We start from the raw sequence: 21,600 nt of genomic DNA on the forward strand, positions 1-21,600 counted from the left end.
AGATAAAAGTGGCTAAGCAGTTTGATGTTGTAGTTATTGGCGGTGGTTTAGTTGGCGCAAGTTGCGCACTGAGCATAAGTAAAAAAAATCCCAGCCTACATATTGCCGTGGTTGAAGCAAATCAAGTAACCACAGATTATCACCCAAGTTTTGACGACAGAAGCATCGCACTTGCACAGCAGTCGGTGGAGTATTTACAAAGCCTCAATTTGTTTGAAATAAACGCTCCCTATGCGGCAGCCATAAAAAAAGTCAGTGTGTCAGACAAAGGGCACTTTGGTAAAACCCATATACACAGTGATGAGTTTGCAAAACCCTCATTAGGCTATGTGGTAGAGGTAAACCCATTTGGCAGAGCGCTGCATCAACGTTTAACGCAATCAAATATATCGCTTTTTTGCCCTGATAGCGTAACGGCGATAAAACAAAATACCGAAAGTAATGAACTGACATTACAAAGCAGCGAAAAACTAAGTGCTAAGCTGTTAGTGATTGCCGACGGTGCACAATCGCCAACCCGTCACTTGCTAAGCTTAGGTTTCAATACCCAGCCTTATGAACAAGGCGCGATTATTGCCAATATAGAAGTGGCTGGTGGACATAACCATCATGCGTTTGAGCGTTTTACCCAAAACGGCCCTATGGCTTTATTACCCATGAGTAATAACCGCTATTCGTTAGTATGGTGTATGCGTCAAGAGCATATTGAGCAGCATATGGCATTAAGTGAGTCAGACTTTTTAAGCGTACTGCAAGTCACCTTTGGTTATCGTGCTGGGCAGTTTATAAAAGTCGGTATGCGCGCCAGTTATCCACTGGTTTATGGGCAAGTCGAATCGTTGACGGCGCACCGAACTGTGGTAATAGGTAACGCGGCACATGCAATTCACCCCATTGCAGGCCAAGGCTTTAATTTAGGGCTACGCGACGTACAAGTGCTTAGTGACTTAATAGCAAACAGTGAACACGATTTAGGTAGTTATGCCTTTACTCGTCAATATTCAATTAAGCGCAGTGATGATATAAACACCGTAATGACATTGACCGATGCACTGGTTCGACTTTTTTCAAACTCATCACGGGTGTTAGCGCTTGGTCGAAGTATTGGGCTATTTTCAATGGATTTATTCCCCGCATTTAAAGCCCCATTGGCTAAACAGTTAATGGGACAAGTTAAACAAGGTACACGTTTATGAAACAAGTACAGGTTTGTATAGTGGGTGGTGGCTGCGTAGGTTTAACGCTGGCGCTAGGGCTTGCTAAAGCGAATATCAGCGTGGTTGTGTTAGATGCAGCGCCAACTCAAGCTCCACCGAGCGATGACTATGGTTTACGTGTAAGCGCATTGAGTATTGCCAGCCAAACTTTGCTTGAGCAGTTAAATGTATGGCCACACATAATAGCTGAGCGTGCTTGTGCTTATACGCACATGGATGTACGCGATGCCGACAGCTTTGGAAAAATAGCCTTTAATAACGAGCAACTTGAGCTTGAGCATTTAGGCCACATTGTTGAAAACGATATTATTCGCTTTGCACTAATAAAAGAGCTTGAGCAGCAAAGTAATGCCACACTCATGTTTAATACCGAGTATCAGCAAATACACCAAAGCGAGTCTGATGTATTTATTAATTTAAAAACAGGTGAGCCTATTATTGCTAAGTTGCTGGTGGCAGCTGATGGTGCAAATTCAGCGATTCGTAAACAGTTTAATATGGCGCTGAGCTTTAAAGATTACGATCACCATGCGTTAGTAGCGACAGTTAAAACCAAAGAGTTACATGCAAATACCGCACGCCAAGTGTTTTTACCTACAGGGCCGCTAGCGTTCTTGCCATTGAGCGATGGGCATACTCATTCAATTGTGTGGTCTACCAGCCCGAATCATTGTGATGAATTGTTAGCAATGGACGACACCACTTTTAATAAAGCAGTTATGGCTGCCATAGATGGCCAATGCGGTTTATGTGAAGTGCAAAGTAAGCGCGTCGCGTTCCCACTTAAAATGCGTTATGCCCAGCAATGGGTAAATGGCAAAGTGGTATTAATAGGCGATGCAGCGCATACCATTCACCCTTTGGCAGGGCTTGGTATGAACCTTGGCCTAAAAGATGCGGCTTATTTAATTGAGTTATTAACAAGAGATAGCGAGGAGTTTGCAAGTACTCGCACACTGCGTGATTACGAGCGTACCCGCAAGCTCGACGCACAAAAACACATCGCCATGATGCAAGGGCTAAAAGAGTTATTTGAAGGCGCAAACCCAGTTAAAAAGCTGATTCGTGGAGTAGGGCTTTCACTCGTTGATAACCTTGGGCCAATAAAGCACCTATTCGCCAAAGAAGCGATAGGGAAGTGATAAAGACAAGCTGTCAGTTTCTAGCTGTCAGCTTTCAGTAAAATAAAAACCGATGTTTAGTTTAAGCATCGGTTTTTTTATAGGCTAATGCTTTCTTTAGTGTATGCGTACAGCTTGCTGACGCGACGAGCGAAGCTCGTAATGCTTTTAAATTAATGAGCTACAAATTTTCTTGTGCTTCATTCACCATATCTTGCAGTGCATCGATTAACAGCGGGTCACGCGAGTTCTGTTTAGCAAGTTCTAATGCGTGTTTCATACTAGTGAATGCCTCTTTAAACTCTTTATTAGCAGTGTAGCCTTGCGATAATCGCATGTGAGAATAAGCAGCATTAGGGTAATCGCTAGTAAAGTGTTTAAGTGTGGAAATAGCTTTTTTAGTGTTACCAAACTTTTGCTGGCTGTGGGCAAACTCTACGTACACATCTTGTGGAATTTTAAGCTCAAATCCGTACTTATCACTAAGTGTTTGGTAGTAACCGGTAATAAGTGATACATCCGCAAATTTTCCGTGCTCGTCAGTAACTTTAAATATTAGGTCGCTAAATAAGTGAATTAGGCTATCGCTAAGTGCTGGAAGTATGGTGCCCATATGAGTAAAAGAGGGATAATGCTTATATTCCCATTTTAGCTGCGTGGGCATTTGTTGCTCTAAATTTACTAAAGTATTTAATGCGCCTGTATAAAAGCGTGCGCCTTCACTTGCTACACTAATAAATAACGCTTGACCGCCTTTGGGGTTTTTAGTGTATTTAATAATATTATTTTTTAACTCTTCATCACTCCACCAACTATTTGGGCTGATAGCTATATAGTTGTTAAATAATTCCGGTTGATTAACTAAAGTATAAAGCGCTAATGTACCAGCATTAGAATGACCAATTAAGGTGTTATAGCCATTAGTTGGGTAGTTGCTATTTATATAGGGCATGAGCTCATCAGACACAAACTTTAAAAAATTATCGGTTTGCCCAGCGTCAGGCCACTTATTTTTAACAAAGGTTTGAAACTCCGTTTTAGGCTCACCTTGTACTTTGGGTAAGTAATCACGAACGCGGTTGGTTGTATCAATAGCAACAAGCATTGCATTAGGTATCTGCTCGTAATCAACAAGGGATTTTATAACACCAGACGCCGTATGAAAGTGCTCAACACCATCAAGTAAATAAATAACATAAAGGGGCTGATCATCTTTTACAGTTTCTGGTATGAATATTCTGATAGGTCTGTCTTCGTTAAGTATTTTTGATTGTAGAATGACTTTTTTACCCACGGTTATGTCGATTGTAGCGGTGTCTGCATAGCTTAAAAAAGGTGTACTAAAAGTAACTATTAACAAAAGCGATAGTAAGAGCTTCATAAATATCCTTATTAAATAATGTGTTGTTTAATAATTGCACGGCTTTAGATTTGAGTAAATGTTTATATTTTAGGGGTAAATGTAGGGCTTAAGTAATTAAAAGCTTCGCTTTCCACGCGAGCAAGCTCAGCGCCTCCACAAAAAATTTAAACACTTATCTTTATTTTACTTATTGATATAAAGGGAGCATCCAATAATCTCTTCCCGAACCCCGAACCCCGAACCCCGAACCCCGAACCCCGAACCCTTTAACGCTTATCTATTAAAGCTTAAAAACCTACTTGCTTAATTATCTTACTAAGCGTAAAATGCGCACTCATTTCGGCTTTTAAACTATTAATTCCTTGCCTTAAACCGACCGGCCGAAACGGTAGAAGGCTCTATTAACCGTAAGGAATATCCATGCGTCATTACGAAATCGTATTCATGGTTCACCCTGATCAGAGTGAGCAAGTATCTGGTATGATCGAACGTTATACTGGTTCTATCACTGAAGCAGGTGGTACTATCCACCGTCTTGAAGACTGGGGCCGTCGTCAACTGGCTTACCCAATCAACAAGCTTCATAAAGCTCATTATGTTCTTATGAACGTTGAAGCACCAACTGAAGTAATCAGCGAGCTAGAAACTACTTTCCGCTACAACGATGCAGTGCTTCGTAACTTAGTTATGCGTACTAAAAACGCTGTAACTGAAGCGTCTCCTCTTGTAAGAGAAGAGAAGAAAGAAGCACCAGCTGCTTAATTGTTTTGAGTCCTAGCATGGCACATAGTCAGCAGTTACTATAATGGTTAGCCCATATACGAATCAGCTGGTTATATCGGGGGTTGTTTGTAAAACACCCAAGTTTAGCCAAAGCCCCGCGGGCATACCGCATTGTATTTTTGTTGTAGAACATAAATCAATGCAAGTTGAAGCAGATCTTAACCGTAATAGTTATGTGAGGCTTCAGGTAGTTGCCAGTGGTAAGCAAATGCAACAACAGACTCAACATTTGCACGTTGGGCAGGCATTGCAAGTGAGTGGTTTTTTAAATCGCCACGAAGGTCGTAACGGCCTTAGCCAATTGGTTTTGCATGCTCAGCATATAGAAAGAATTATTTGAGGAATTAATCTCATGGCACGTTATTTCAGACGTCGTAAGTTCTGCCGCTTTAAAGCGGAAGGCGTACAACAAATCGATTACAAAGATCTAGCTACTCTTAGAAACTATGTTACAGAAAGTGGCAAAATCGTACCTAGCCGTATCACAGGTACTAGCGCTAAATACCAGCGCCAGCTAGCAACTGCTATTAAGCGTGCTCGCTACTTAGCCCTTCTTCCATACACTGACTTACATAAGTAAGCAGCGGATTAACACGTTTTTAAAAGGTGTAGAAACATGCAAGTTATTCTACTAGATAAGATCGCTAACCTAGGTGGCCTAGGTGACCAGGTTGTTGTTAAATCTGGCTTCGCACGTAACTTCCTTTTCCCACAAGGTAAGGCAGTTCCTGCAACTAAAGCAAACATTGAAACGTTTGACGCACGTCGCGCAGAACTAGAAGCAAAAATCGCTGAACAGTTAACTGCAGCACAAGCACGCGCTGACAAACTTGAAGCATTAGCAGAAGTTACATTAGTATCTAAAGCTGGTGACGAAGGTAAATTATTCGGTTCAATCGGTACTCGTGACATCGCTGACGCTATCTCAGCTGTTGGTGTTGAAGTTGCTAAATCAGAAGTTCGTTTACCTCTAGGTACTATCCGTGAGACTGGCGAATTTGACGTTGCAATCGCAGTACACTCAGACGTAACAGCTACTATTAAAGTAATCGTTATTGCTGAAGCTTAATTTTTAAAATTAAGTTAAAAAAAACCGTGCTTTGCACGGTTTTTTTGTATCTAAAATTTATAACCCAAAGTAATAAATTGTTTGTTGTGGATTAAATCAAACACTTTTCTAAGTTAAACCTTTATTTTCAAAAAAAATTTTATTTCATTTAAACCTTTCTATTTCTCCTCGCGTCTAATAAGTTAAATTGCAATTACATAATTATAAACAGGAAAAATTTGCGATGTTAATGGACGCTAATCAGCCAATAACTGATCAAGTGCAGCAAATGCTTATTGATCAAGTTAAAAACGGCGACCAGTTAGCCTATAAAGCGCTCTATGACATGCATAAAGCAAAAGTTTATGGCTTATGCCTGAGGCTAATTGCCGATGAGGGGCATGCGCAAGATGCAACTCAAGAAGTATTTGTACAGGTATGGCACAAAATAGCGCAATTTGATGGGCGTTCGCAATTTTCTACCTGGCTTTACAGTGTCACCAGTAATATTGCTATTAGCTATGTGCGTAAGCAAAAACATTGGCTTAATAAAGTTATTAGCTTTGAACAAAGCGGTATGGATGAGCAATCTGCAAATGACTGCAATGGCTTAAATAGCTTAGATAAATTAATCGTTAGGCTGCCTGAGCGCGCAAGAATGGTATTTGTACTGTATGCCGTTGAAGGTTATAGGCATGAAGAAATAGCAACCTTGCTAGGCATGGCTGTAGGCTCTAGTAAGGCGCAATATCATCGTGCAAGGCAATTATTAAAACAGTGGTACGAAAATGAGTAAAACAAATTTTGATGACTACTTAAATGAGTCGCTAACACAATTAAATAAAAATATAACACCCGATAAAGAGCTCTGGGATGGGATTGAGCGCGCCATAATGACTAATAAGCAGGCAAGTACAGTTAAGAGTGTAGTTTGGCCGAAGCTAACTGCTATTGCGGCATGTTGTGTGGCTGCTTTGGTTAGCACTATGGTGTTTTTTACATCTCCAGAGACAAATACCGCTGTGGCGATGAGTGATTTTTTTACTAAGCAAAAACAAAGTTTACTTGTTCAATACCAAAGCCAAGCGGCACTAACAGATAACTGGCAAGTGCAGCTACAAGAACTTGAAGATGCTGAGCAGGCTATAAAGCAAACACTTGAAAATGAACCACAAAATAAGGCGCTACTGTCTATGTTAGCGCAAGTATATCAACAACAGCTCGACTTAATTAACAAGGTGCATGCACCGCGTTGGCAACACATCTAGGAGAAATAAATGAAAGCAATAATACTTGGAATCGCTTTATTACCAATGGCTGTATTTGCCGGTGAAAAAATAGAACAACAAATTGAAGTACCAAACGGTGGCGTTATTCATATAGAAAATCAGCGCGGCAATGTAAATATTATGGGCTGGGAGAAAAATCAATTTAAAGTGAGCGGCGAGCTTGATGATAAAGCACAAGGCTACACTCTTAAAACACAGGGTAATAAAACTCAGTTTATTGTAAAAATGCCTGATCTTTCAAACTGGGATAATAACAATAATGGCTCAACGCTAACTATTTTCATGCCGCAAAGCAGTGCGCTGGAGTATGTTGGGGTTAACGCTTTGGTAACTGCAAAAGAGTTAAAAAGAGGCACTGAAATTGATGTAGTCAATGGCGCCATTACAGTAAATGATCTTAACGGCGATATTAAGCTTACTAGTGTTAACGGTGACATCAACGCAAAAAACCTCAGTGGTAAAGTGCAATTTGAAACTGTAAATGGCGCAATTGATGATCAGCAATCTAACGGAGAAGTTCGTTTTAATGCGGTTAATGGGAATATAAAATCAAACTCGACTGCCAATGATATTCGCTTAGAAAACGTAAACGGTGATATCAATCTTACCTTCGATGCAATCAAAGAGTTACAAATAAGCACTGTAAATGGCGAAGTTGAAGTGCGTATTAATCGCCTTTTAAATGATGCTGATGTAAGTTTTGAATCTGTAAGTGGCAATGCTGAGTTTTACTTTCCAGCTGATTTATCGGCACAATTTGAAGTGCAAGCCCATGCCGGCGGTAAAATTGACAACCAGCTAACGAGCGACCAAGTGCAAAAAGCCAAATATGGCCCAGCAAGTGGAATTAAGTTTAATACTAATGGCACCGATGCCAGTGTAGAAATGAATACCATAAGTGGGACGATTGGACTTAAGCGTCAATAATCATCCATTTTATTTTAAGTTACAAAAAGCAGGAAAGATTTCCTGCTTTGCTATTTGCACAGCCCCGCCAAGTCGATAGAATAGAGCCATTCAATTTTAGTACTGTGAAGTTATGGCCAAACCAGATAAGCAAGTCGACACTCTTAAAGTTCCTCCCCATTCAATAGAAGCTGAACAATCTGTTTTAGGTGGTTTAATGCTTGATAATCAAGCATTTGATCGCGTAGCTGAACTTGTTGTGTCACAGGACTTTTATACCCGTACCCATAAGCTTATTTTTGAGGCAATGACAGCACTGGCTGAAATTGGCGATCCGATTGATTTAATTACTATTTCTGAAAGTTTAGAAAAAAATAATCAGCTTTCAGGGATTGGTGGCTTTGCGTATTTAGCCGAAATAGCTAAAAACACCCCAAGTGCTGCTAATATTGATGCTTACGCTAGCATTGTACGCGAACGTGCAGTTGTGCGTGAAATGATTGGTGTCGCCAATGAAATTGCTGAGGCAGGCTTTAACCCAGAAGGGCGCACAAGTCACGATTTACTCGACTTTGCTGAGAGCAAAGTATTTAAAATTGCTGAGCAACGTACAAAAAGTAGTGATGGCCCGCAAAGCATTCACAACATACTTGAAAAAACCGTTGATAAAATAGAAGAGCTTTATCAGTCACCACAAGATGGTGTTACCGGTGTAAGCACAGGTTACGCTGATTTAGATAAAATGACGACTGGTCTGCAGCCCTCAGATTTAATTATTGTAGCAGCACGTCCATCGATGGGTAAAACTACCTTTGCGATGAACCTTGCTGAGCATGCAGCAATGACCCAAGACAAGCCTGTACTTATCTACTCACTAGAGATGCCCTCTGAACAAATTATGATGAGGATGCTGGCGTCCCTTGGCCGAATTAACCAAACCAAAGTACGTACTGGTCAGCTAGATGACGATGACTGGGCGCGCCTTTCATCAACCATGGGGTTACTCATGGAAAAAGGCAAAATGTATGTTGATGACGCCTCAGGCTTAACACCCACTGATGTACGTTCACGTGCACGTCGTATTGCCCGCGATCATGGTGGTATTAGTATGATCATGGTCGATTACCTACAATTAATGCGCGTACCTAGCTTGTCAGATAATCGTACCTTAGAAATTGCCGAAATTTCACGTTCACTTAAAGCATTAGCAAAAGAATTACAGTGTCCGGTTGTTGCACTATCGCAGCTTAACCGTACCCTAGAGCAACGTGCTGATAAACGCCCAATTAACTCAGATTTGCGTGAGTCGGGCTCTATTGAGCAAGATGCCGATTTAATCATGTTTATTTATCGTGACGAAGTATACAACGAAGACAGTACTGATAAAGGTGTTGCAGAAATTATCATCGGTAAACAGCGTAACGGTCCGATTGGTAAAGTGCGCCTAACCTTCCAAGGTCAATTCTCTCGCTTTGATAATTACGCGGGGCCTGCTGTAGATGATGATTACTAATGCGCTTAGCTATTGCCGAAATTAACTTACAAGCACTTGCTCATAATTTAGCGCAAGTGCGACAGTTTGCGCCTAACAGTAAAGTTATGGCGGTATTAAAAGCCAATGCTTATGGCCATGGTTTAGTAAAAATAGCGCAGCACCTTAATGATGCCGACGCATTTGCAGTGGCACGAATAGATGAAGCGCTCGCACTGCGAGCAGGCGGGCTGACCAAGCCTATTGTGTTGTTGGAAGGTTTTTTCCATCAAGATGACTTGCCGATTTTATTAGCCAATAATTTTCAAACCATAATCCATGATGAAAACCAGCTCAGAGCACTTGAAAATGCAAAGCTCGATGCACCAATCAGTTGCTGGTTAAAAATCAATACGGGTATGCATCGTTTAGGGGTTGCACCAACGCAATTGAATGATTTTTATCAGCGCTTGCAAGCGACTGATAACGCTAAAGATACAATCAATTTAATGACGCACTTTTCCAGTGCCGATGATGTTAATGATCCCAAAACAGCTGAGCAAATTGCTTTGTTTGATTCATTAGTGCAAGGCAAACAACAAGCACATTGTTTAGCAAATTCGGCCGGTATTATTGCTTGGCCTGCCGGTCATGGCGAGTGGGTGCGTCCAGGCTTGATGATGTATGGTGTATCACCAATGCTTAACACTTCAGGCAAAGATCATCAGCTTAAGCCGGTGATGCGTTTAACCACTAAGGTCATTGCAATTCGCGATGTTGATGCTGCGCAAGGTGTTGGTTATGGTGGTAGTTGGCAAAGTGCTCAGCCAACTAAGCTTGCAGTGGTTGCTATGGGCTATGGTGATGGTTATCCGCGTCATGCTAAACATGGTACCCCAGTAGTGATTGCTGGCAAACGTTATGGTATTGCTGGCAACATCTCTATGGATATGATCAGTGTTGATATTGGTGAAAATGCTGATGGCATCAAAGTCGGCGATGAGGTAGTAATGTGGGGCCCTGAGTTGCCGGTAGAAGAAATTGCACAATGTGCTGATACTATATCTTACGAGTTATTGTGTAATATTACACCGCGCGTAAGTTATGAGTACCAGCGCTAATATTTATTTTAAAAATACCCATTAAGTTTGCATTGCTAGAATGATCGTGATGCTCACTTAATCGGTATCGTTACTCTTTTATAAAGTAAATATCGCTAAAGCCCATGCGAGCAAATTCTTGATCACGAAAGTTACGCACAGCCGATGACCCTTTAGAGGTCATTTCAATTTGGCGTACCATGTTTAAGTAGTTAGTTAAATCGATACCTTCGGCAGCCGCAATAGCCTGATACATATCGTGGTATTTATCTTTGGCGAAGTTAATTTCGCGCGGTTGATTTTTAAAAGTGTAGGTAATTCTGCGTGCCATAATGAGCTCATTTAAGTTGAGTGTTAGTGTAATTTTACACTGTATTTAAGTTGCGTTGAATGATTAGTTGAAATCAAATAATTAAAAAGGTGAGTTTGAAATGAAGTTATCAGTAGAGATCAGTAAATACCCGCTCCACCAAGATTACATTCCTTTTATTAAAGGCTTTATCGACAGAGTTAATGCCTACGAAGAACTCAAAGTGATCACTAATACGATGTCGACCCAAATATTTGGTGATTATGATCTAGTTATGCAAGTGATCAGCACAGAAATTAAACATTCATATGAGCAATTTGGTAAAGCTATATTTGTGTGTAAATTTATTTCGGGCGATTTATCTCCCGAATAACCTCTTAACAAACACGGTCGTTTTATAATGATGGATTTTGTAACGCAAATACTCAGTGGTTTTACTGCTATGTCGCATTGGGAATATATTGCGGTTGCTTTGTCGATGGCGTATTTATTACTGGCCATTAAAGAGAACTTATGGTGCTGGCCTGCGGCTTTTTTTAGTACGCTTATTTATACCATTATGTATTGGAATGGCGCGCTGCTAATGGAGTCGTTACTAAACTTTTATTATATGTATATGGCGGTGTTTGGTTGGGTCGTGTGGCGCAAAGGCAAGGCTAATCAAGCGCAGCGACTAATTACATCCTGGCCGGTAAACCGACATATTATTTTAATTGTACTGACTACATTAGTGTCATTAGCAATTGGCTATGTAATGCAAAACTATACGCATGCAGATTTTGCGTATCTTGATAGTTTCACAACTTGCTTTGCTGTGGTTACTACGTATCTGGTAGCTAAAAAAGTACTAGAAAATTGGCTCTATTGGATAGTCATTGATGCGGCCTCTATGTATTTGTACTATGAAAAAGGCTATTACCCAACCCTTGTTTTATTTGTATTTTATACCGTTATGGCAGCATGGGGATTTAAAACGTGGTACGAAGAATATGAGCAAAGCCAAGCCAAGCCCATGGCGCAACTTTAATCTATGAACCCGCATTCTCAGTTAGTTAATATTTGTGGCGCGTTTTTAGTACCGAGCACAATAACCTCAACAGAGTATTTGGTTAACGGTTTAAGCAACGATAACTTTTTGATCCGTACTGACAGCCAAGCTTATTTATTAAAGTGTTATAAATCGTATTGGCCACAAGTAGGGTTACATGCCCAGTATGAGCTCAGTAAACAACAAGTTTGCTCTGCTCCCATCTGGCTTGATAAGCAAAATAAGCGCGCAGCTTTTAACTATATTGATGGCGACGTCGCGCAGTCTTATTTGGCGATGCCGCTACTGACTAAACTTGTTAAGCTACATGCGTATACAACTAATAATGAGGCAATGAATATAGCTTTGGAATTGCAAGCCTATCAGCATTTATTAGTGTTTAAACAGTATGAAAAGCTCATAAGCAAAACATTAAAAAGCATAGCCAACATGCCCGTAGATAGCGGCTTTTGCCATAACGACTTAGTCAAAGAAAATATCGTGGTAAACCCGCAAGGCGTTTATTTAATCGATTTTGAGTATGCTCAAACAAATGATGTGTATTTTGATCTTGCTGCGTTAGCGGTTAGTTTTAAATTAGATGCTTCAGGCAAGCAGGCTCTGCTTAACAATTACAAAATGCACACCCTATCAGAACAATTTTATTTATCTATGCATAAACTCAATTGCTATCAGTTAGTTTACTTACTGTTATGTATAGGTTGGTATGAGCAACGCGCTATAAACAATCAGGTTGTTGTATTGCGCGCGCAACTGGATGAGCTTATTGCTTTAATGGAGGGTTAAAGTCCGCCAAAGCGTTCCGCAAGCTCTTTGTATTTTGCTACTTCATCAGCGTCAAATTGCATTTCGCCGTTATCATCTTCTGATTTAGCGATTAATAGGCTTTCTCGAGCAAGGCGTTTAACGCGCTCTGCTTTTACACCTAAAAATTCAGCAACTTGCTCTGTTGACATTAACTTCATAATTACTTCCTCGTGTTTAATCTTTCCGTTCAGTGACAATAATAGATAATATGTGTCTAAAGCGTTACTGTTTTTTTATAGAATATAAACAAATAGCGCTTTTTTTACCTTTTGTGAAGTGATTAGTTTAAATTATAGACATGTAAACGAATCATGCTGGCATTTATACAAAGATGCCTTTATTATTGCGCATGCTAAAGCATTGATATCGCGAGTTGATGTGGCGGCAACAAATGTGCTCTCGTGGTGAAATGGATATCACGTGGCCCTCCGGAGGCTAAGTTGTAGGTTCGATCCCTACCGAGAGCGCCATTTGCGTTTAAAGTATCATTTCCTGTTTCTTCCTCAAAATACCTACAATTATTTAAATCAGTCCGCTGCCTTACCTTATTTAATTTTCGATAATAAAATATGTAGCAATCTATTTTATACCTTTAGGCGTATATTCATTGCTGAGCTTATGATTTATTCTTGGTGGTGCGTATAATTATTGATGTTAATCATTTATTATTACCCTGAACTCAAAAGCTAGACTTTTATAGCTAAATAATGCTATTTAAAGTATATATTCATTAATTATAGAAACCCTCATTTTTATGCTAATCACCTTACCTATATCAGAACTCGTTCCAGGCATGTACGTAAATAGCGTTACTAAGCAGCAGGAGAGTGTGGATGGCATAAAAATTAAAACCAGTGGTTTGGTTCGTGATAAATCAATCATTCAGCGTTTAATTACCGAAGGGGTGCTTGAGCTTCTCATCGACTTTACAAAAAGTGATGTCGCCGTACCAGCTAAATACAAAGAAAAACAAAAACCACAAGCTCCTGTAGCTAAGCAAGATAAGCCAGTTAAGGCAAAGGTTGCTATAAGCTTAGAGCAAGAGTTTGCAAAAGCCAGTGTGAGTTATGATGCGCACAACAGAAAACTACAAAGTATTTTTGGTGATTTAACATCAGGTTTGTCACTTAATATTGAAGCGCTCAATGAAATAAGTAATGAAATAGTGAGCTCTGTATTTCGTAATGAACACGCTATGACTATTTTAACTCGGATCAAAGATAAGCACAGTTACAACTGGCGTCATATGATCAACTGCACCATTTTTACAGCGGTGTTTGCTAAATACTTAGGTTATAAACGCGCTGTTGTGCAAGAGCTTGCAATGGGGGCTTTAATGCATGACTTAGGTCAGGCTAAGTTACCGCAAGGGATATTTTCCAAACCAGGAAAAGTCACAGGTAACGAAATGACGGCAATAAAAAAGCATGTCGCACAAAGCTTAGGATTGTTAAAAGGCGGAAAAGGTATTACGCCTTTAATGCTTGATATGATTGTAAATCATCATGAGCGTCTTGATGGTTCAGGCTATCCAAGAGGTGTAGATGGAAGCAAATTAAGCCGCCCAGCTCGGATCATTGCTATTGTAGACGTATACGATGCATTGACAGCAGATAGACCGCATCAAGAGGGTGATGAGCCAATTAATGCGCTTCGCTATTTGTTAGCTAACAAACAGCTGTTTGATGCAGAGTTAGTACAGTTATTTATTAAGTGTTTAGGTGTACACCCAGTAGGGACTATTGTTAAGTTAACCAATGAGCGATTAGCGTTGGTGCTAGAGGGCAATCATTCAAACCCTATCAAACCTAAAGTGAAGCTTTTTTACAACGCTAAGCATAACCATCATGTTACCGCAAAAGATATAGATTTAAGCTTAAATAATAACGAGATAAAAATACAGGCAAGTGTTAAACCCGCTGATTATAAGATTAATTTGCCTCGGCTTTTAAAAGAGCATTTACTGCTTTAGCGTTGCATCTTCTTTTTTCGTTTGTTTTAACAGAAATATACCCACCCAAAAAGCAACTCCCCATCAGCGTTAACCACAATAGTGTGCCTAATTCTACATGTAATGCTAAGCAGCAAAAACCTAAAGCAATAAGCGCCATGGCAATGGCTGCGAGCCAATATTGATTGACTGGATTGTCACATTTTCCAGCACGCGTACACGCGCAATAATTTGCCTTATAAAAGAAATAGACACTAATGCCGCAAAAAATAAGCCCAGCAAGAATAAGCAAAATGATCACAGTTTTCTCCCTTTGTGATTTTATTTGCAGTGTAAATTGCAAACTATTTCAAGTCAATGCAAATAAGAATTAATATCATTAGAGTATATACTCTAATACCACACTTCTTGTCCGATGAGTTTTAAATAGTTGTTAAATTGTCGTTAAAAAACGTGTTTTTTGGCCTTTTTTAACGTTTTAGTAAGGTTTTTTATAAAAAATTAAGGTAGGGTACGCAGGTTTGAAACTCTAATAACAACACACATAGCTATCCAAACAGTAAGTTTGGCTAAGGACACAACAATGAAATTTACTAAAACTCTTATTGCGGCATCGCTGGCATTTGTTTCAGCTGATACTTTTGCAGCGGCTTTTCAGCTTGCTGAGCAAAACGTATCTGGTTTAGGTCGTGCATACGCAGGTGAAGCGTCTGTAGCAGACGATGCGTCTGTGGTTTCACGTAACCCAGCATTAATGACGTTGTTTAAAGAGAAGCAACTTAGTGTTGCAGCTATGGCTGTCATTCCTGATGTTAGCCTTAAAGGCACAGGTAATGCCTACGGTTTAGATAACAGCGCACTAGATGATGACAGCATTGCACCAAGTGCGATTATTCCAGCGGGTTATTTCACTATGCCAGTAAACGATAAGGTATCGGTTGGTTTTGGTGCTTTTTCTAACTTTGGCCTAGCGACTGAATTTAACGATGATTACGCAGCTGGCCAAATTGCCGGTGAAACTGAAATTGTTACTGTAAACATGAACGCAAGTGTTGCTTATAAAGTATCAGAGCAGTTTAGCTTTGGTATTGGTTTGAATGCAATTTATGCAGAAGCGAAGATTATCCGTAAGTTTGGTTTCGTACCTCCTGTAAACCCTGTTATTGCATCTATTCCTGCAAGTGCTGATGCGGTTAACCTTGAAGGTGATGATATGGGTTACGGCTTAAACGTTGGCTTAATGTATCAGCTAGATGAAAATAGCCGCTTTGGTTTTAATTACCGCACAGAAACAGACATCACTTTTGAAGGCGAGTACTTTACACAGCTTCCAGTATCACCACTTCAAAATCAAGTTTTACCAGGCTCTGTTGAAATCACATTGCCAGCAATTGCTGAGTTCTCAGGTTCTCACCAGTTAGATGAAAAGCTAGGCGTTCACTACAGCGTATTATGGACAGGTTGGAGCAGCTTTGATTCATTAGAAGCACAAGTTACTGCGCCTACAGGCGATAAGTTCAGTGCCTTCGAAAAAACAGAAGATTTCTCTGATGCAATGCGCTACTCAATTGGTACTGATTACCAGTACAGCGAAAACTTAATGCTTCGCGCTGGTTTTGCGTTTGATGAATCACCAGTATCACAACAGCATTTATCAATTTCTATCCCTGATACAGACCGTTTCTGGTTCTCGTTCGGTGGTAACTACGCGATTGATCAAAACTCAAATGTTGATTTAGGTGTGAGTGTATTACGTGGTAAAACGCAAAAGTTCACTGAAAAAGTAGAAAGCGAAACGCTACCTCAGCAATGGTCTTTTGAATCAAAAGGTCATGCAGTACTTATTGGTGCTCAGTATAACTACACGTTCTAATGCTGCCTAGAGCCTAGAGCCTAGAGCCTAGACACAAAAAAGCCGCTTACTTCAAATGAAGTAAGCGGCTTTTTTTATACTTATAAATTAACTGTTTACGAATAGCATAAGCCATCCGTAACGGTTTAATTATAAGCTTTCAATCTTCGTTTTTTGCTCAAGTAGCTTAGTTTTAGCATCTGTAAATTCAGCTAGCTTAGCGTTTTCTTTAGCCAGTACGGCTTCAGGTGCGTTGTTAACAAACTTTTCGTTAGCGAGTTTATTTTGCACTTGGGCTAGCCCTTTTTCTGCTTTTTCAAGTTGCTTGTTAATTCGTGCAAGCTCGGCTTCAACGTCAATTAAGCCCGCCATTGGGATCATAATCTCAAGATTGCCAACATAAGAGGTCGCACACGCTGGAGCATCGTCTTTGTTTTCAAGCAGGGTAAACGCTTCAAGCTTAGCTAATGACGCTAGGAATGATTCATTCTCGTTTATACGGCGCACATCATCGCTTGATGCGTTAGCCAGTAAAACGCTAAGTGGTTTACTTGGGCTGATATCCATTTCACCACGGATATTACGAATTGCTAAAATGAATTGCTTAACCCACTCTAAATCGTCCATTGCTTGTGCATCAACATTGGCTTGATTATAAACAGGGAAGCCCTGAACCATAATACTGGTACCCGCTGTTTCAAGGCCAGCAAGTGGAGCAACACGTTGCCAAATCGTTTCAGTGATGTAAGGCATCATTGGGTGCATTAAGCGTAATAAGCTTTCAAGTACGGTAATAAGGGTATGACGTGTACCGCGTTGCTGTGCTTCATTGCCTTTAAATAATACCGGCTTCGTCAGCTCTAAGTACCAATCACAGAACTGGTTCCAGGTGAATTCATAAAGCGTGTTCGCCGCTAAATCAAAACGGTAGTTATCAAGATGCTCGGTGTAGGTTTTAACCGTTGCTTCATATTGGCCTAAAATCCAACGATCAGCTAACGAGTACTGTTTTTCACTGTCGTTAAAGCCACAGTCTTGCTCTTCTGTGTTCATTAATACGTAACGGCTTGCGTTCCATAATTTATTACAGAAGTTACGGTAACCTTCAAGACGGTTCATATCCCAGTTGATATCACGACCGGTTGATGCCATGGCAGCTAAAGTAAAGCGTAGTGCGTCGGTACCGTGTGCTTCAATACCGTTTGCAAATACTTTGCGGGTATCTTTTTCAATTTTAGCGGCAAGTTTAGGCTGCATCATATTGCCAGTACGCTTTTGTACTAAGTCTTCAAGGCCAATGCCATCAATCATGTCTAGTGGGTCAAGTACGTTACCTTTTGACTTCGACATTTTATCGCCGTTATCGTCACGTATTAGGCCAGTTACATAAACTGTTTTAAAGGGAACTTGTGATTTACCATTTTCATCTTTTATAAAATGCAGCGTCATCATGATCATACGCGCGACCCAGAAGAAAATAATATCAAAACCGGTTACCAACACGTCAGACGGGTGGAAGGTTTTTAAGTCATCAGTATTCTCTGGCCAACCTTGAGTTGAGAATGTCCAAAGTGCAGATGAAAACCACGTATCAAGAACGTCTTCGTCTTGGCTAAGTGCAACGCTATCTGCAATGTTGTTATCGCGGCGAACTTCTGCTTCATCACGACCAACGTATACGTTGCCTTCGCTGTCGTACCAAGCTGGAATACGGTGACCCCACCAAAGTTGGCGTGAAATACACCAATCTTGTACGTCGTTCATCCATGAGAAGTACATGTTTTCATATTGCTTAGGTACAAATTGAATGTCGCCATTTTTAACAGCCTCTTTTGCAGGCTCTGCAAGAGGTGCAACACGCACATACCATTGGTCAGTAAGCAGTGGTTCAATAACCACACCAGAGCGGTCACCGTAAGGAACGGTTAAGTCGTGGTCTTCAATTTTTTCAAGTAGGCCTAGCTCTTCAAATTCAGTAACAATAGCTTTTCGTGCGTCAAAACGGTCAAGGCCATGCAGGCGCTCAGGAATGGGTGCATCAAACTCAAGTTCTTTACCGTCAAAGGTGTATGTTTCACCTTTTGTTAAAATAGCCGCGTCTTTATCAAAGATATTAATCATCGGCATTTGATGACGTTTACCTACTTCGTTATCGTTAAAGTCGTGCGCTGGCGTGATTTTTACACAGCCCGTGCCTTTGTCTTTATCGGCATGCTCATCGGCAACAATTTTAATACGACGATTAACAATCGGTAGTAAAATCTCTTTACCGATTAGGTCTTGATAGCGCTCGTCATCGGGGTTTACTGCCACACCTGAGTCACCTAACATGGTTTCTGGGCGCGTGGTTGCAACAACAATGTAGTCTTTACCGTCTTGTGTAGTTACGCCATCAGCAAGTGGGTAACGTAGGTTCCACATGTGGCCTTGTTTGTCTTTGTTTTCAACTTCAAGATCAGAAATCGCAGTGTGTAATTTTGGATCCCAGTTTACTAGGCGTTTACCACGGTAAATTAGGTTTTCTTTATGAAGGCGTACAAATACTTCTTTAACAGCTTCTGATAGGCCATCGTCCATAGTAAAACGTTCACGGTCCCAATCAACAGAAGCACCAAGGCGACGTAATTGTTTGGTTATCGTGCCACCAGACTCGTTTTTCCATTCCCAAATTTTATCGATGAATGCATCACGGCCTAAATCGTGGCGTGTTTTACCTTCTTCTGCCGCAAGTTTACGCTCTACTAGCATTTGTGTGGCAATACCTGCGTGGTCAGTACCTACTTGCCACAACGTATTGTTACCTTGCATACGTTTAAAGCGCGTTAAGGTATCCATGATAGTATCTTGGAAAGCGTGGCCCATGTGTAAGCTACCCGTGACATTTGGCGGCGGGATCATAATTGAATATGGGGTGCCTTGGCCAGATGGCTTAAAATAGCCTTTTTGTTCCCAGTCTTGATAGAGAGACTGTTCAATATCTTGCGGATTGTAGGTTTTATCCATTACACAGAACCTTAAATAAGTACTTAAATGAGTTAGTTAGCTTTGTTCGCAGTGAGCGTTAGCGATTAATATCTTGCGTGGTGATATTGGCACCGAGTTGGCGTAGTTTTTTAAAGCGCTCACGAGCGGCTTGTTTGGCTACGGGCTCTACGGGTACAAAATCAAAAACTTGGTTAAACCGACGAATAAAATCCGGTAAGTGATTGGCCAAGTTAATTAATACTTTACGATTACCAACGGGTGGTGTTGTGCCTATTTCTACAGGTGCGCCGCCTTTTGGGCCTTCGCCTTGTAAATTGTGAGGTACAAAACTGTCGGCATCAAATGTCCAAATAGTTTCGTCAATGCTGTTGGCGGTTTCTTCGCTATCTACAAAAATAAATACGCGTTGACCAAGCCGATACTGTTGCCCAGCTATTTGAGCTGCTAAAGCAAAGTGATCATCGGCTTTAGCTAATGACTCATCTTGTTGCTTTAAAATGAAAAACTGGGCATTCATGTTCATTGTATCGGGATTTCCCATGACATTGATTGTGCTGTTATTAAATACACACAAATTAAGAAGGGGATTTTGCCATATAACGGGGTTTGCTTCAATTAATACCCAATAAATAAGGCGCTAAAAGCGCCTTATTTTATACTCTACATTGAGCTGTGAAGCCCTGTGTTGATTTGTTAGTCGTGAGTTGCTTCGCTAATACCAGCTCGGTTCAATAAATACTGAGTCAGCATAGGAACAGGACGACCTGTTGCGCCTTTTTTAGCGCCGCTGCGCCATGCAGTACCGGCAATATCTAAATGAGCCCAATTATACTTTTTAGTAAATTTAGATAAGAAACAGGCCGCGGTAATAGTACCTGCAGCGCGCCCACCTAAATTAGTAAAGTCGGCAAACGGGCTTTCAAGTTGATCTTGATAATCATCCCATAATGGCAGTTGCCATGCACGATCGCCACTTTGCTCAGACGCTTTTAATAAGTCATGCGCCAGTGGATTATGATTAGCTAATAAACCCGTAGCATGGGCACCTAAAGCGACAATACACGCACCGGTTAAGGTTGCAACATCAATCACGGTTTCAGGCTCAAAACGTTCAACATAGGTCAGCGCATCACATAATACTAAACGGCCTTCGGCATCGGTGTTAAGTACTTCTACCGTTTGCCCAGACATAGTTGTTAGTATGTCTCCTGGGCGATAGGCGTTTGAGCTTGGCATGTTTTCACAGCCGGCTAAAACACCAATTACGTTTATAGGTAGCTGCATTTGTGCAAGTGAACGCATGGCACCAATAACACCAGCTGCGCCCCCCATGTCGTATTTCATTTCATCCATGCCTTCGCCTGGTTTTAATGAAATACCGCCTGAGTCAAAGGTTAAGCCTTTACCAACGAGAACGATAGGCGCTTGGTCATCGCTTGCGCCTTTGTAGTTAATTACCGACATAACTGATTCGTTATCACTGCCACGACCTACTGCTAGGTATGAGTTCATTCCTAGTTCGGTCATTTTATCTTCGCCAATTAGCTCAACAGTGATGTTATCAAAATTAGCTTCCAGTTCTTTGGCTTGCTCGCCAAGGTACGCTGGATTACAAATATTAGGCGGCATATTAGCAACGTCTTTACACAGCTTACTACCTGCTGCAATCGCTAAACCATGCTCAATGGCACTTTCGCCTATAGTCAGTTCGCGGCGCGTAGGCACATTAAACACCATTTTACGTAGTGGGCGGCGAGGGTCTACTTTTTTACTTTTCAGCTGATTAAAGGTGTAAAGGCAATCTTGTGTTGTTTCAACAGCTTGACGTACTTTCCAATAGGTATCACGCCCTTTAACATGTTGTTCAGTTAAAAAGCACACGGCCTCCATTGAACCCGTTTCGTTTAGCGTGTTGATAGTTTTAGAAATAATTTGCTTATATTGTTTATCGTCAAGTTCGCGTTCTTTACCGCAGCCAACAAGTAAAATACGTTCGCTTAAAATATTGGGCACATGATGCAATAGTAGTACTTGTCCTGGCTTACCTTCTAAGTCGCCACGGCGTAATAAATTAGAGATATAACCATCGCTAATTTTATCAAGTTGTTCACCAATGGGGGATAACCTGCGTGGTTCATATACACCCACAACAATACACGCACTGCGTTGTTTTTCTGGGCTACCACTTTTTACGTTGAATTCCATTGTCACTCCTGATTTTGAGTCATCTATAGAAGCTAAATTGGGACTAAAAATGTGTTTTCTAGTCTTTTTACCTAAATTTTTAGGTCTAGCGCTAATATTAGTAGATTTTACTCGACTCTTACTGTGTATTTGAACTTTATATGC

Annotated in this window: 23 protein-coding genes and 1 tRNA gene; 17 read left to right on the forward strand and 7 right to left on the reverse strand. The window is 40.7% G+C overall.

The genetic code is table 11. The annotated features are described in order from the left end of the window. Nucleotides 1-8: 8 nt before the first annotated feature. Both ubiH and AAGD16_RS03020 read left to right on the forward strand, forming a co-directional pair. On the forward strand, nt 9-1,196 hold the full coding sequence (gene ubiH, locus AAGD16_RS03015; protein ID WP_377113554.1) for a 2-octaprenyl-6-methoxyphenyl hydroxylase: 1,188 nt from the start codon (nt 9-11) through the stop codon (nt 1,194-1,196). Further along, entirely contained in the window at nt 1,193-2,359 is a 1,167-nt protein-coding gene (locus AAGD16_RS03020) for an FAD-dependent monooxygenase (RefSeq protein ID WP_377113557.1), read from the forward strand. The genes ubiH and AAGD16_RS03020 overlap by 4 nt, the downstream gene beginning before the upstream one ends. A gap of 160 nt (nt 2,360-2,519) precedes the next feature. Here the strand turns inward: AAGD16_RS03020 and AAGD16_RS03025 are convergent, their stop codons facing one another. Next, on the reverse strand, nt 2,520-3,719 hold the full coding sequence (locus AAGD16_RS03025) for an alpha/beta hydrolase-fold protein (protein ID WP_377113560.1): 1,200 nt from the start codon (nt 3,717-3,719) through the stop codon (nt 2,520-2,522). A 402-nt stretch (nt 3,720-4,121) separates the two neighbouring features. Between AAGD16_RS03025 and rpsF the strand changes: the two genes are divergently transcribed. The 9 genes from rpsF to alr all read left to right on the forward strand — a co-directional run bounded on the left by rpsF (nt 4,122) and on the right by alr (nt 10,319). Then, the gene (gene rpsF / locus AAGD16_RS03030; protein WP_008110420.1) at nt 4,122-4,463 is read left to right on the forward strand and encodes a 30S ribosomal protein S6; all 342 of its coding nucleotides are present in this window, start codon (nt 4,122-4,124) and stop codon (nt 4,461-4,463) included. A 43-nt stretch (nt 4,464-4,506) separates the two neighbouring features. Then, complete coding sequence (gene priB, locus AAGD16_RS03035; RefSeq protein WP_008466122.1) at nt 4,507-4,824, forward strand: primosomal replication protein N; 318 nt, start codon at nt 4,507-4,509, stop codon at nt 4,822-4,824. A gap of 12 nt (nt 4,825-4,836) precedes the next feature. Beyond that, a complete protein-coding gene (gene rpsR, locus AAGD16_RS03040) occupies nt 4,837-5,064 on the forward strand; it encodes a 30S ribosomal protein S18 (RefSeq protein ID WP_002962753.1) in 228 nt (75 codons plus the stop codon). Between the two features lie 36 nt (nt 5,065-5,100). Next, nucleotides 5,101-5,553 (forward strand): 50S ribosomal protein L9, encoded by a 453-nt coding sequence (gene rplI, locus AAGD16_RS03045; protein WP_008110407.1) that lies wholly within the window; start codon nt 5,101-5,103, stop codon nt 5,551-5,553. 223 nt (nt 5,554-5,776) lie between these two features. Continuing rightward, nucleotides 5,777-6,328, forward strand: coding sequence for an RNA polymerase sigma factor (locus AAGD16_RS03050; protein WP_024601518.1), 552 nt, complete (start codon nt 5,777-5,779; stop codon nt 6,326-6,328). Then, a complete protein-coding gene (locus AAGD16_RS03055; RefSeq protein WP_377113564.1) occupies nt 6,321-6,800 on the forward strand; it encodes a hypothetical protein in 480 nt (159 codons plus the stop codon). Before AAGD16_RS03050 ends, AAGD16_RS03055 begins: the two co-directional genes overlap by 8 nt. A 9-nt stretch (nt 6,801-6,809) precedes the next feature. After that, entirely contained in the window at nt 6,810-7,748 is a 939-nt protein-coding gene (locus tag AAGD16_RS03060) for a DUF4097 domain-containing protein (RefSeq protein ID WP_377113567.1), read from the forward strand. 112 nt (nt 7,749-7,860) lie between these two features. Beyond that, on the forward strand, nt 7,861-9,240 hold the full coding sequence (gene dnaB, locus AAGD16_RS03065) for a replicative DNA helicase (protein WP_016900130.1): 1,380 nt from the start codon (nt 7,861-7,863) through the stop codon (nt 9,238-9,240). Next, nucleotides 9,240-10,319 carry an alanine racemase gene (alr, locus tag AAGD16_RS03070; RefSeq protein WP_013464157.1) on the forward strand — a complete coding sequence of 360 codons (1,080 nt, stop codon included), beginning with the start codon at nt 9,240-9,242 and terminating at the stop codon, nt 10,317-10,319. Before dnaB ends, alr begins: the two co-directional genes overlap by 1 nt. Nucleotides 10,320-10,389: 70 nt before the next feature. Here the strand turns inward: alr and AAGD16_RS03075 are convergent, their stop codons facing one another. Continuing rightward, nucleotides 10,390-10,629 (reverse strand): DUF2960 domain-containing protein, encoded by a 240-nt coding sequence (locus tag AAGD16_RS03075; protein ID WP_004588463.1) that lies wholly within the window; start codon nt 10,627-10,629, stop codon nt 10,390-10,392. Between the two features lie 100 nt (nt 10,630-10,729). Here AAGD16_RS03075 and AAGD16_RS03080 point away from each other — a divergent pair, with 100 nt between their 5' ends. Genes AAGD16_RS03080 through AAGD16_RS03090 form a run of 3 tightly spaced genes read left to right on the forward strand, consistent with a single transcriptional unit; the run spans nt 10,730 to nt 12,442 of the window. Continuing rightward, nucleotides 10,730-10,981, forward strand: coding sequence for a hypothetical protein (locus tag AAGD16_RS03080; RefSeq protein ID WP_008110382.1), 252 nt, complete (start codon nt 10,730-10,732; stop codon nt 10,979-10,981). A 30-nt stretch (nt 10,982-11,011) separates the two neighbouring features. Then, the gene (gene pnuC / locus AAGD16_RS03085) at nt 11,012-11,635 is read left to right on the forward strand and encodes a nicotinamide riboside transporter PnuC (RefSeq protein ID WP_013464158.1); all 624 of its coding nucleotides are present in this window, start codon (nt 11,012-11,014) and stop codon (nt 11,633-11,635) included. A gap of 3 nt (nt 11,636-11,638) precedes the next feature. Beyond that, entirely contained in the window at nt 11,639-12,442 is an 804-nt protein-coding gene (locus AAGD16_RS03090) for a phosphotransferase family protein (protein ID WP_377113571.1), read from the forward strand. Here AAGD16_RS03090 and AAGD16_RS03095 read toward each other — a convergent pair. After that, entirely contained in the window at nt 12,439-12,621 is a 183-nt protein-coding gene (locus tag AAGD16_RS03095) for a hypothetical protein (RefSeq protein ID WP_008110377.1), read from the reverse strand. The two genes, AAGD16_RS03090 and AAGD16_RS03095, sit on opposite strands and share 4 nt — an antisense overlap. 237 nt (nt 12,622-12,858) lie before the next feature. Between AAGD16_RS03095 and AAGD16_RS03100 the strand changes: the two genes are divergently transcribed. Continuing rightward, a tRNA-Arg gene (locus AAGD16_RS03100) sits at nt 12,859-12,933 on the forward strand. A 284-nt stretch (nt 12,934-13,217) separates the two neighbouring features. Beyond that, on the forward strand, nt 13,218-14,435 hold the full coding sequence (locus AAGD16_RS03105) for an HD domain-containing phosphohydrolase (protein WP_013464161.1): 1,218 nt from the start codon (nt 13,218-13,220) through the stop codon (nt 14,433-14,435). On the opposite strand, the gene AAGD16_RS03110 is transcribed toward AAGD16_RS03105, so the two are convergent. Continuing rightward, a complete protein-coding gene (locus tag AAGD16_RS03110) occupies nt 14,395-14,715 on the reverse strand; it encodes a hypothetical protein (RefSeq protein WP_076916059.1) in 321 nt (106 codons plus the stop codon). The two genes, AAGD16_RS03105 and AAGD16_RS03110, sit on opposite strands and share 41 nt — an antisense overlap. Before the next feature lie 282 nt (nt 14,716-14,997). Between AAGD16_RS03110 and AAGD16_RS03115 the strand changes: the two genes are divergently transcribed. Then, nucleotides 14,998-16,287 (forward strand): outer membrane protein transport protein, encoded by a 1,290-nt coding sequence (locus tag AAGD16_RS03115; RefSeq protein WP_013464163.1) that lies wholly within the window; start codon nt 14,998-15,000, stop codon nt 16,285-16,287. 129 nt (nt 16,288-16,416) lie between these two features. On the opposite strand, the gene AAGD16_RS03120 is transcribed toward AAGD16_RS03115, so the two are convergent. From AAGD16_RS03120 to pepA, 3 genes are all read right to left on the reverse strand, one after another. Continuing rightward, nucleotides 16,417-19,269: a valine--tRNA ligase gene (locus tag AAGD16_RS03120; protein ID WP_013464164.1), complete on the reverse strand. Its 2,853-nt coding sequence runs from the start codon at nt 19,267-19,269 to the stop codon at nt 16,417-16,419. 58 nt (nt 19,270-19,327) lie between these two features. Continuing rightward, nucleotides 19,328-19,774 (reverse strand): DNA polymerase III subunit chi, encoded by a 447-nt coding sequence (locus AAGD16_RS03125; RefSeq protein WP_013464165.1) that lies wholly within the window; start codon nt 19,772-19,774, stop codon nt 19,328-19,330. Between the two features lie 170 nt (nt 19,775-19,944). Continuing rightward, entirely contained in the window at nt 19,945-21,456 is a 1,512-nt protein-coding gene (gene pepA / locus AAGD16_RS03130) for a leucyl aminopeptidase (RefSeq protein ID WP_377113578.1), read from the reverse strand. Between the last annotated feature and the right edge of the window lie 144 nt (nt 21,457-21,600).

It is taken from the genome of Pseudoalteromonas sp. M58 (assembly GCF_042604605.1).
GTDB classification, from domain to species: Bacteria; Pseudomonadota; Gammaproteobacteria; order Enterobacterales; family Alteromonadaceae; genus Pseudoalteromonas; species Pseudoalteromonas tetraodonis.

Excerpts from the sequence above, each read along its gene's own strand:
- AAGD16_RS03020 (WP_377113557.1), top strand. The coding sequence starts at position 1,193 with ATGAAACAAGTACAGGTTTGTATAGTGGGTGGTGGCTGCGTAGGTTTA.
- AAGD16_RS03025 (WP_377113560.1), bottom strand. The coding sequence starts at position 3,719 with ATGAAGCTCTTACTATCGCTTTTGTTAATAGTTACTTTTAGTACACCT.
- rpsF (WP_008110420.1), top strand. The coding sequence starts at position 4,122 with ATGCGTCATTACGAAATCGTATTCATGGTTCACCCTGATCAGAGTGAG.
- priB (WP_008466122.1), top strand. The coding sequence starts at position 4,507 with ATGGTTAGCCCATATACGAATCAGCTGGTTATATCGGGGGTTGTTTGT.
- rpsR (WP_002962753.1), top strand. The coding sequence starts at position 4,837 with ATGGCACGTTATTTCAGACGTCGTAAGTTCTGCCGCTTTAAAGCGGAA.
- rplI (WP_008110407.1), top strand. The coding sequence starts at position 5,101 with ATGCAAGTTATTCTACTAGATAAGATCGCTAACCTAGGTGGCCTAGGT.
- AAGD16_RS03050 (WP_024601518.1), top strand. The coding sequence starts at position 5,777 with ATGTTAATGGACGCTAATCAGCCAATAACTGATCAAGTGCAGCAAATG.
- AAGD16_RS03055 (WP_377113564.1), top strand. The coding sequence starts at position 6,321 with ATGAGTAAAACAAATTTTGATGACTACTTAAATGAGTCGCTAACACAA.
- AAGD16_RS03060 (WP_377113567.1), top strand. The coding sequence starts at position 6,810 with ATGAAAGCAATAATACTTGGAATCGCTTTATTACCAATGGCTGTATTT.
- dnaB (WP_016900130.1), top strand. The coding sequence starts at position 7,861 with ATGGCCAAACCAGATAAGCAAGTCGACACTCTTAAAGTTCCTCCCCAT.
- alr (WP_013464157.1), top strand. The coding sequence starts at position 9,240 with ATGCGCTTAGCTATTGCCGAAATTAACTTACAAGCACTTGCTCATAAT.
- AAGD16_RS03075 (WP_004588463.1), bottom strand. The coding sequence starts at position 10,629 with ATGGCACGCAGAATTACCTACACTTTTAAAAATCAACCGCGCGAAATT.
- AAGD16_RS03080 (WP_008110382.1), top strand. The coding sequence starts at position 10,730 with ATGAAGTTATCAGTAGAGATCAGTAAATACCCGCTCCACCAAGATTAC.
- pnuC (WP_013464158.1), top strand. The coding sequence starts at position 11,012 with ATGGATTTTGTAACGCAAATACTCAGTGGTTTTACTGCTATGTCGCAT.
- AAGD16_RS03090 (WP_377113571.1), top strand. The coding sequence starts at position 11,639 with ATGAACCCGCATTCTCAGTTAGTTAATATTTGTGGCGCGTTTTTAGTA.
- AAGD16_RS03095 (WP_008110377.1), bottom strand. The coding sequence starts at position 12,621 with ATGAAGTTAATGTCAACAGAGCAAGTTGCTGAATTTTTAGGTGTAAAA.
- AAGD16_RS03105 (WP_013464161.1), top strand. The coding sequence starts at position 13,218 with ATGCTAATCACCTTACCTATATCAGAACTCGTTCCAGGCATGTACGTA.
- AAGD16_RS03115 (WP_013464163.1), top strand. The coding sequence starts at position 14,998 with ATGAAATTTACTAAAACTCTTATTGCGGCATCGCTGGCATTTGTTTCA.
- AAGD16_RS03120 (WP_013464164.1), bottom strand. The coding sequence starts at position 19,269 with ATGGATAAAACCTACAATCCGCAAGATATTGAACAGTCTCTCTATCAA.
- AAGD16_RS03125 (WP_013464165.1), bottom strand. The coding sequence starts at position 19,774 with ATGAACATGAATGCCCAGTTTTTCATTTTAAAGCAACAAGATGAGTCA.
- pepA (WP_377113578.1), bottom strand. The coding sequence starts at position 21,456 with ATGGAATTCAACGTAAAAAGTGGTAGCCCAGAAAAACAACGCAGTGCG.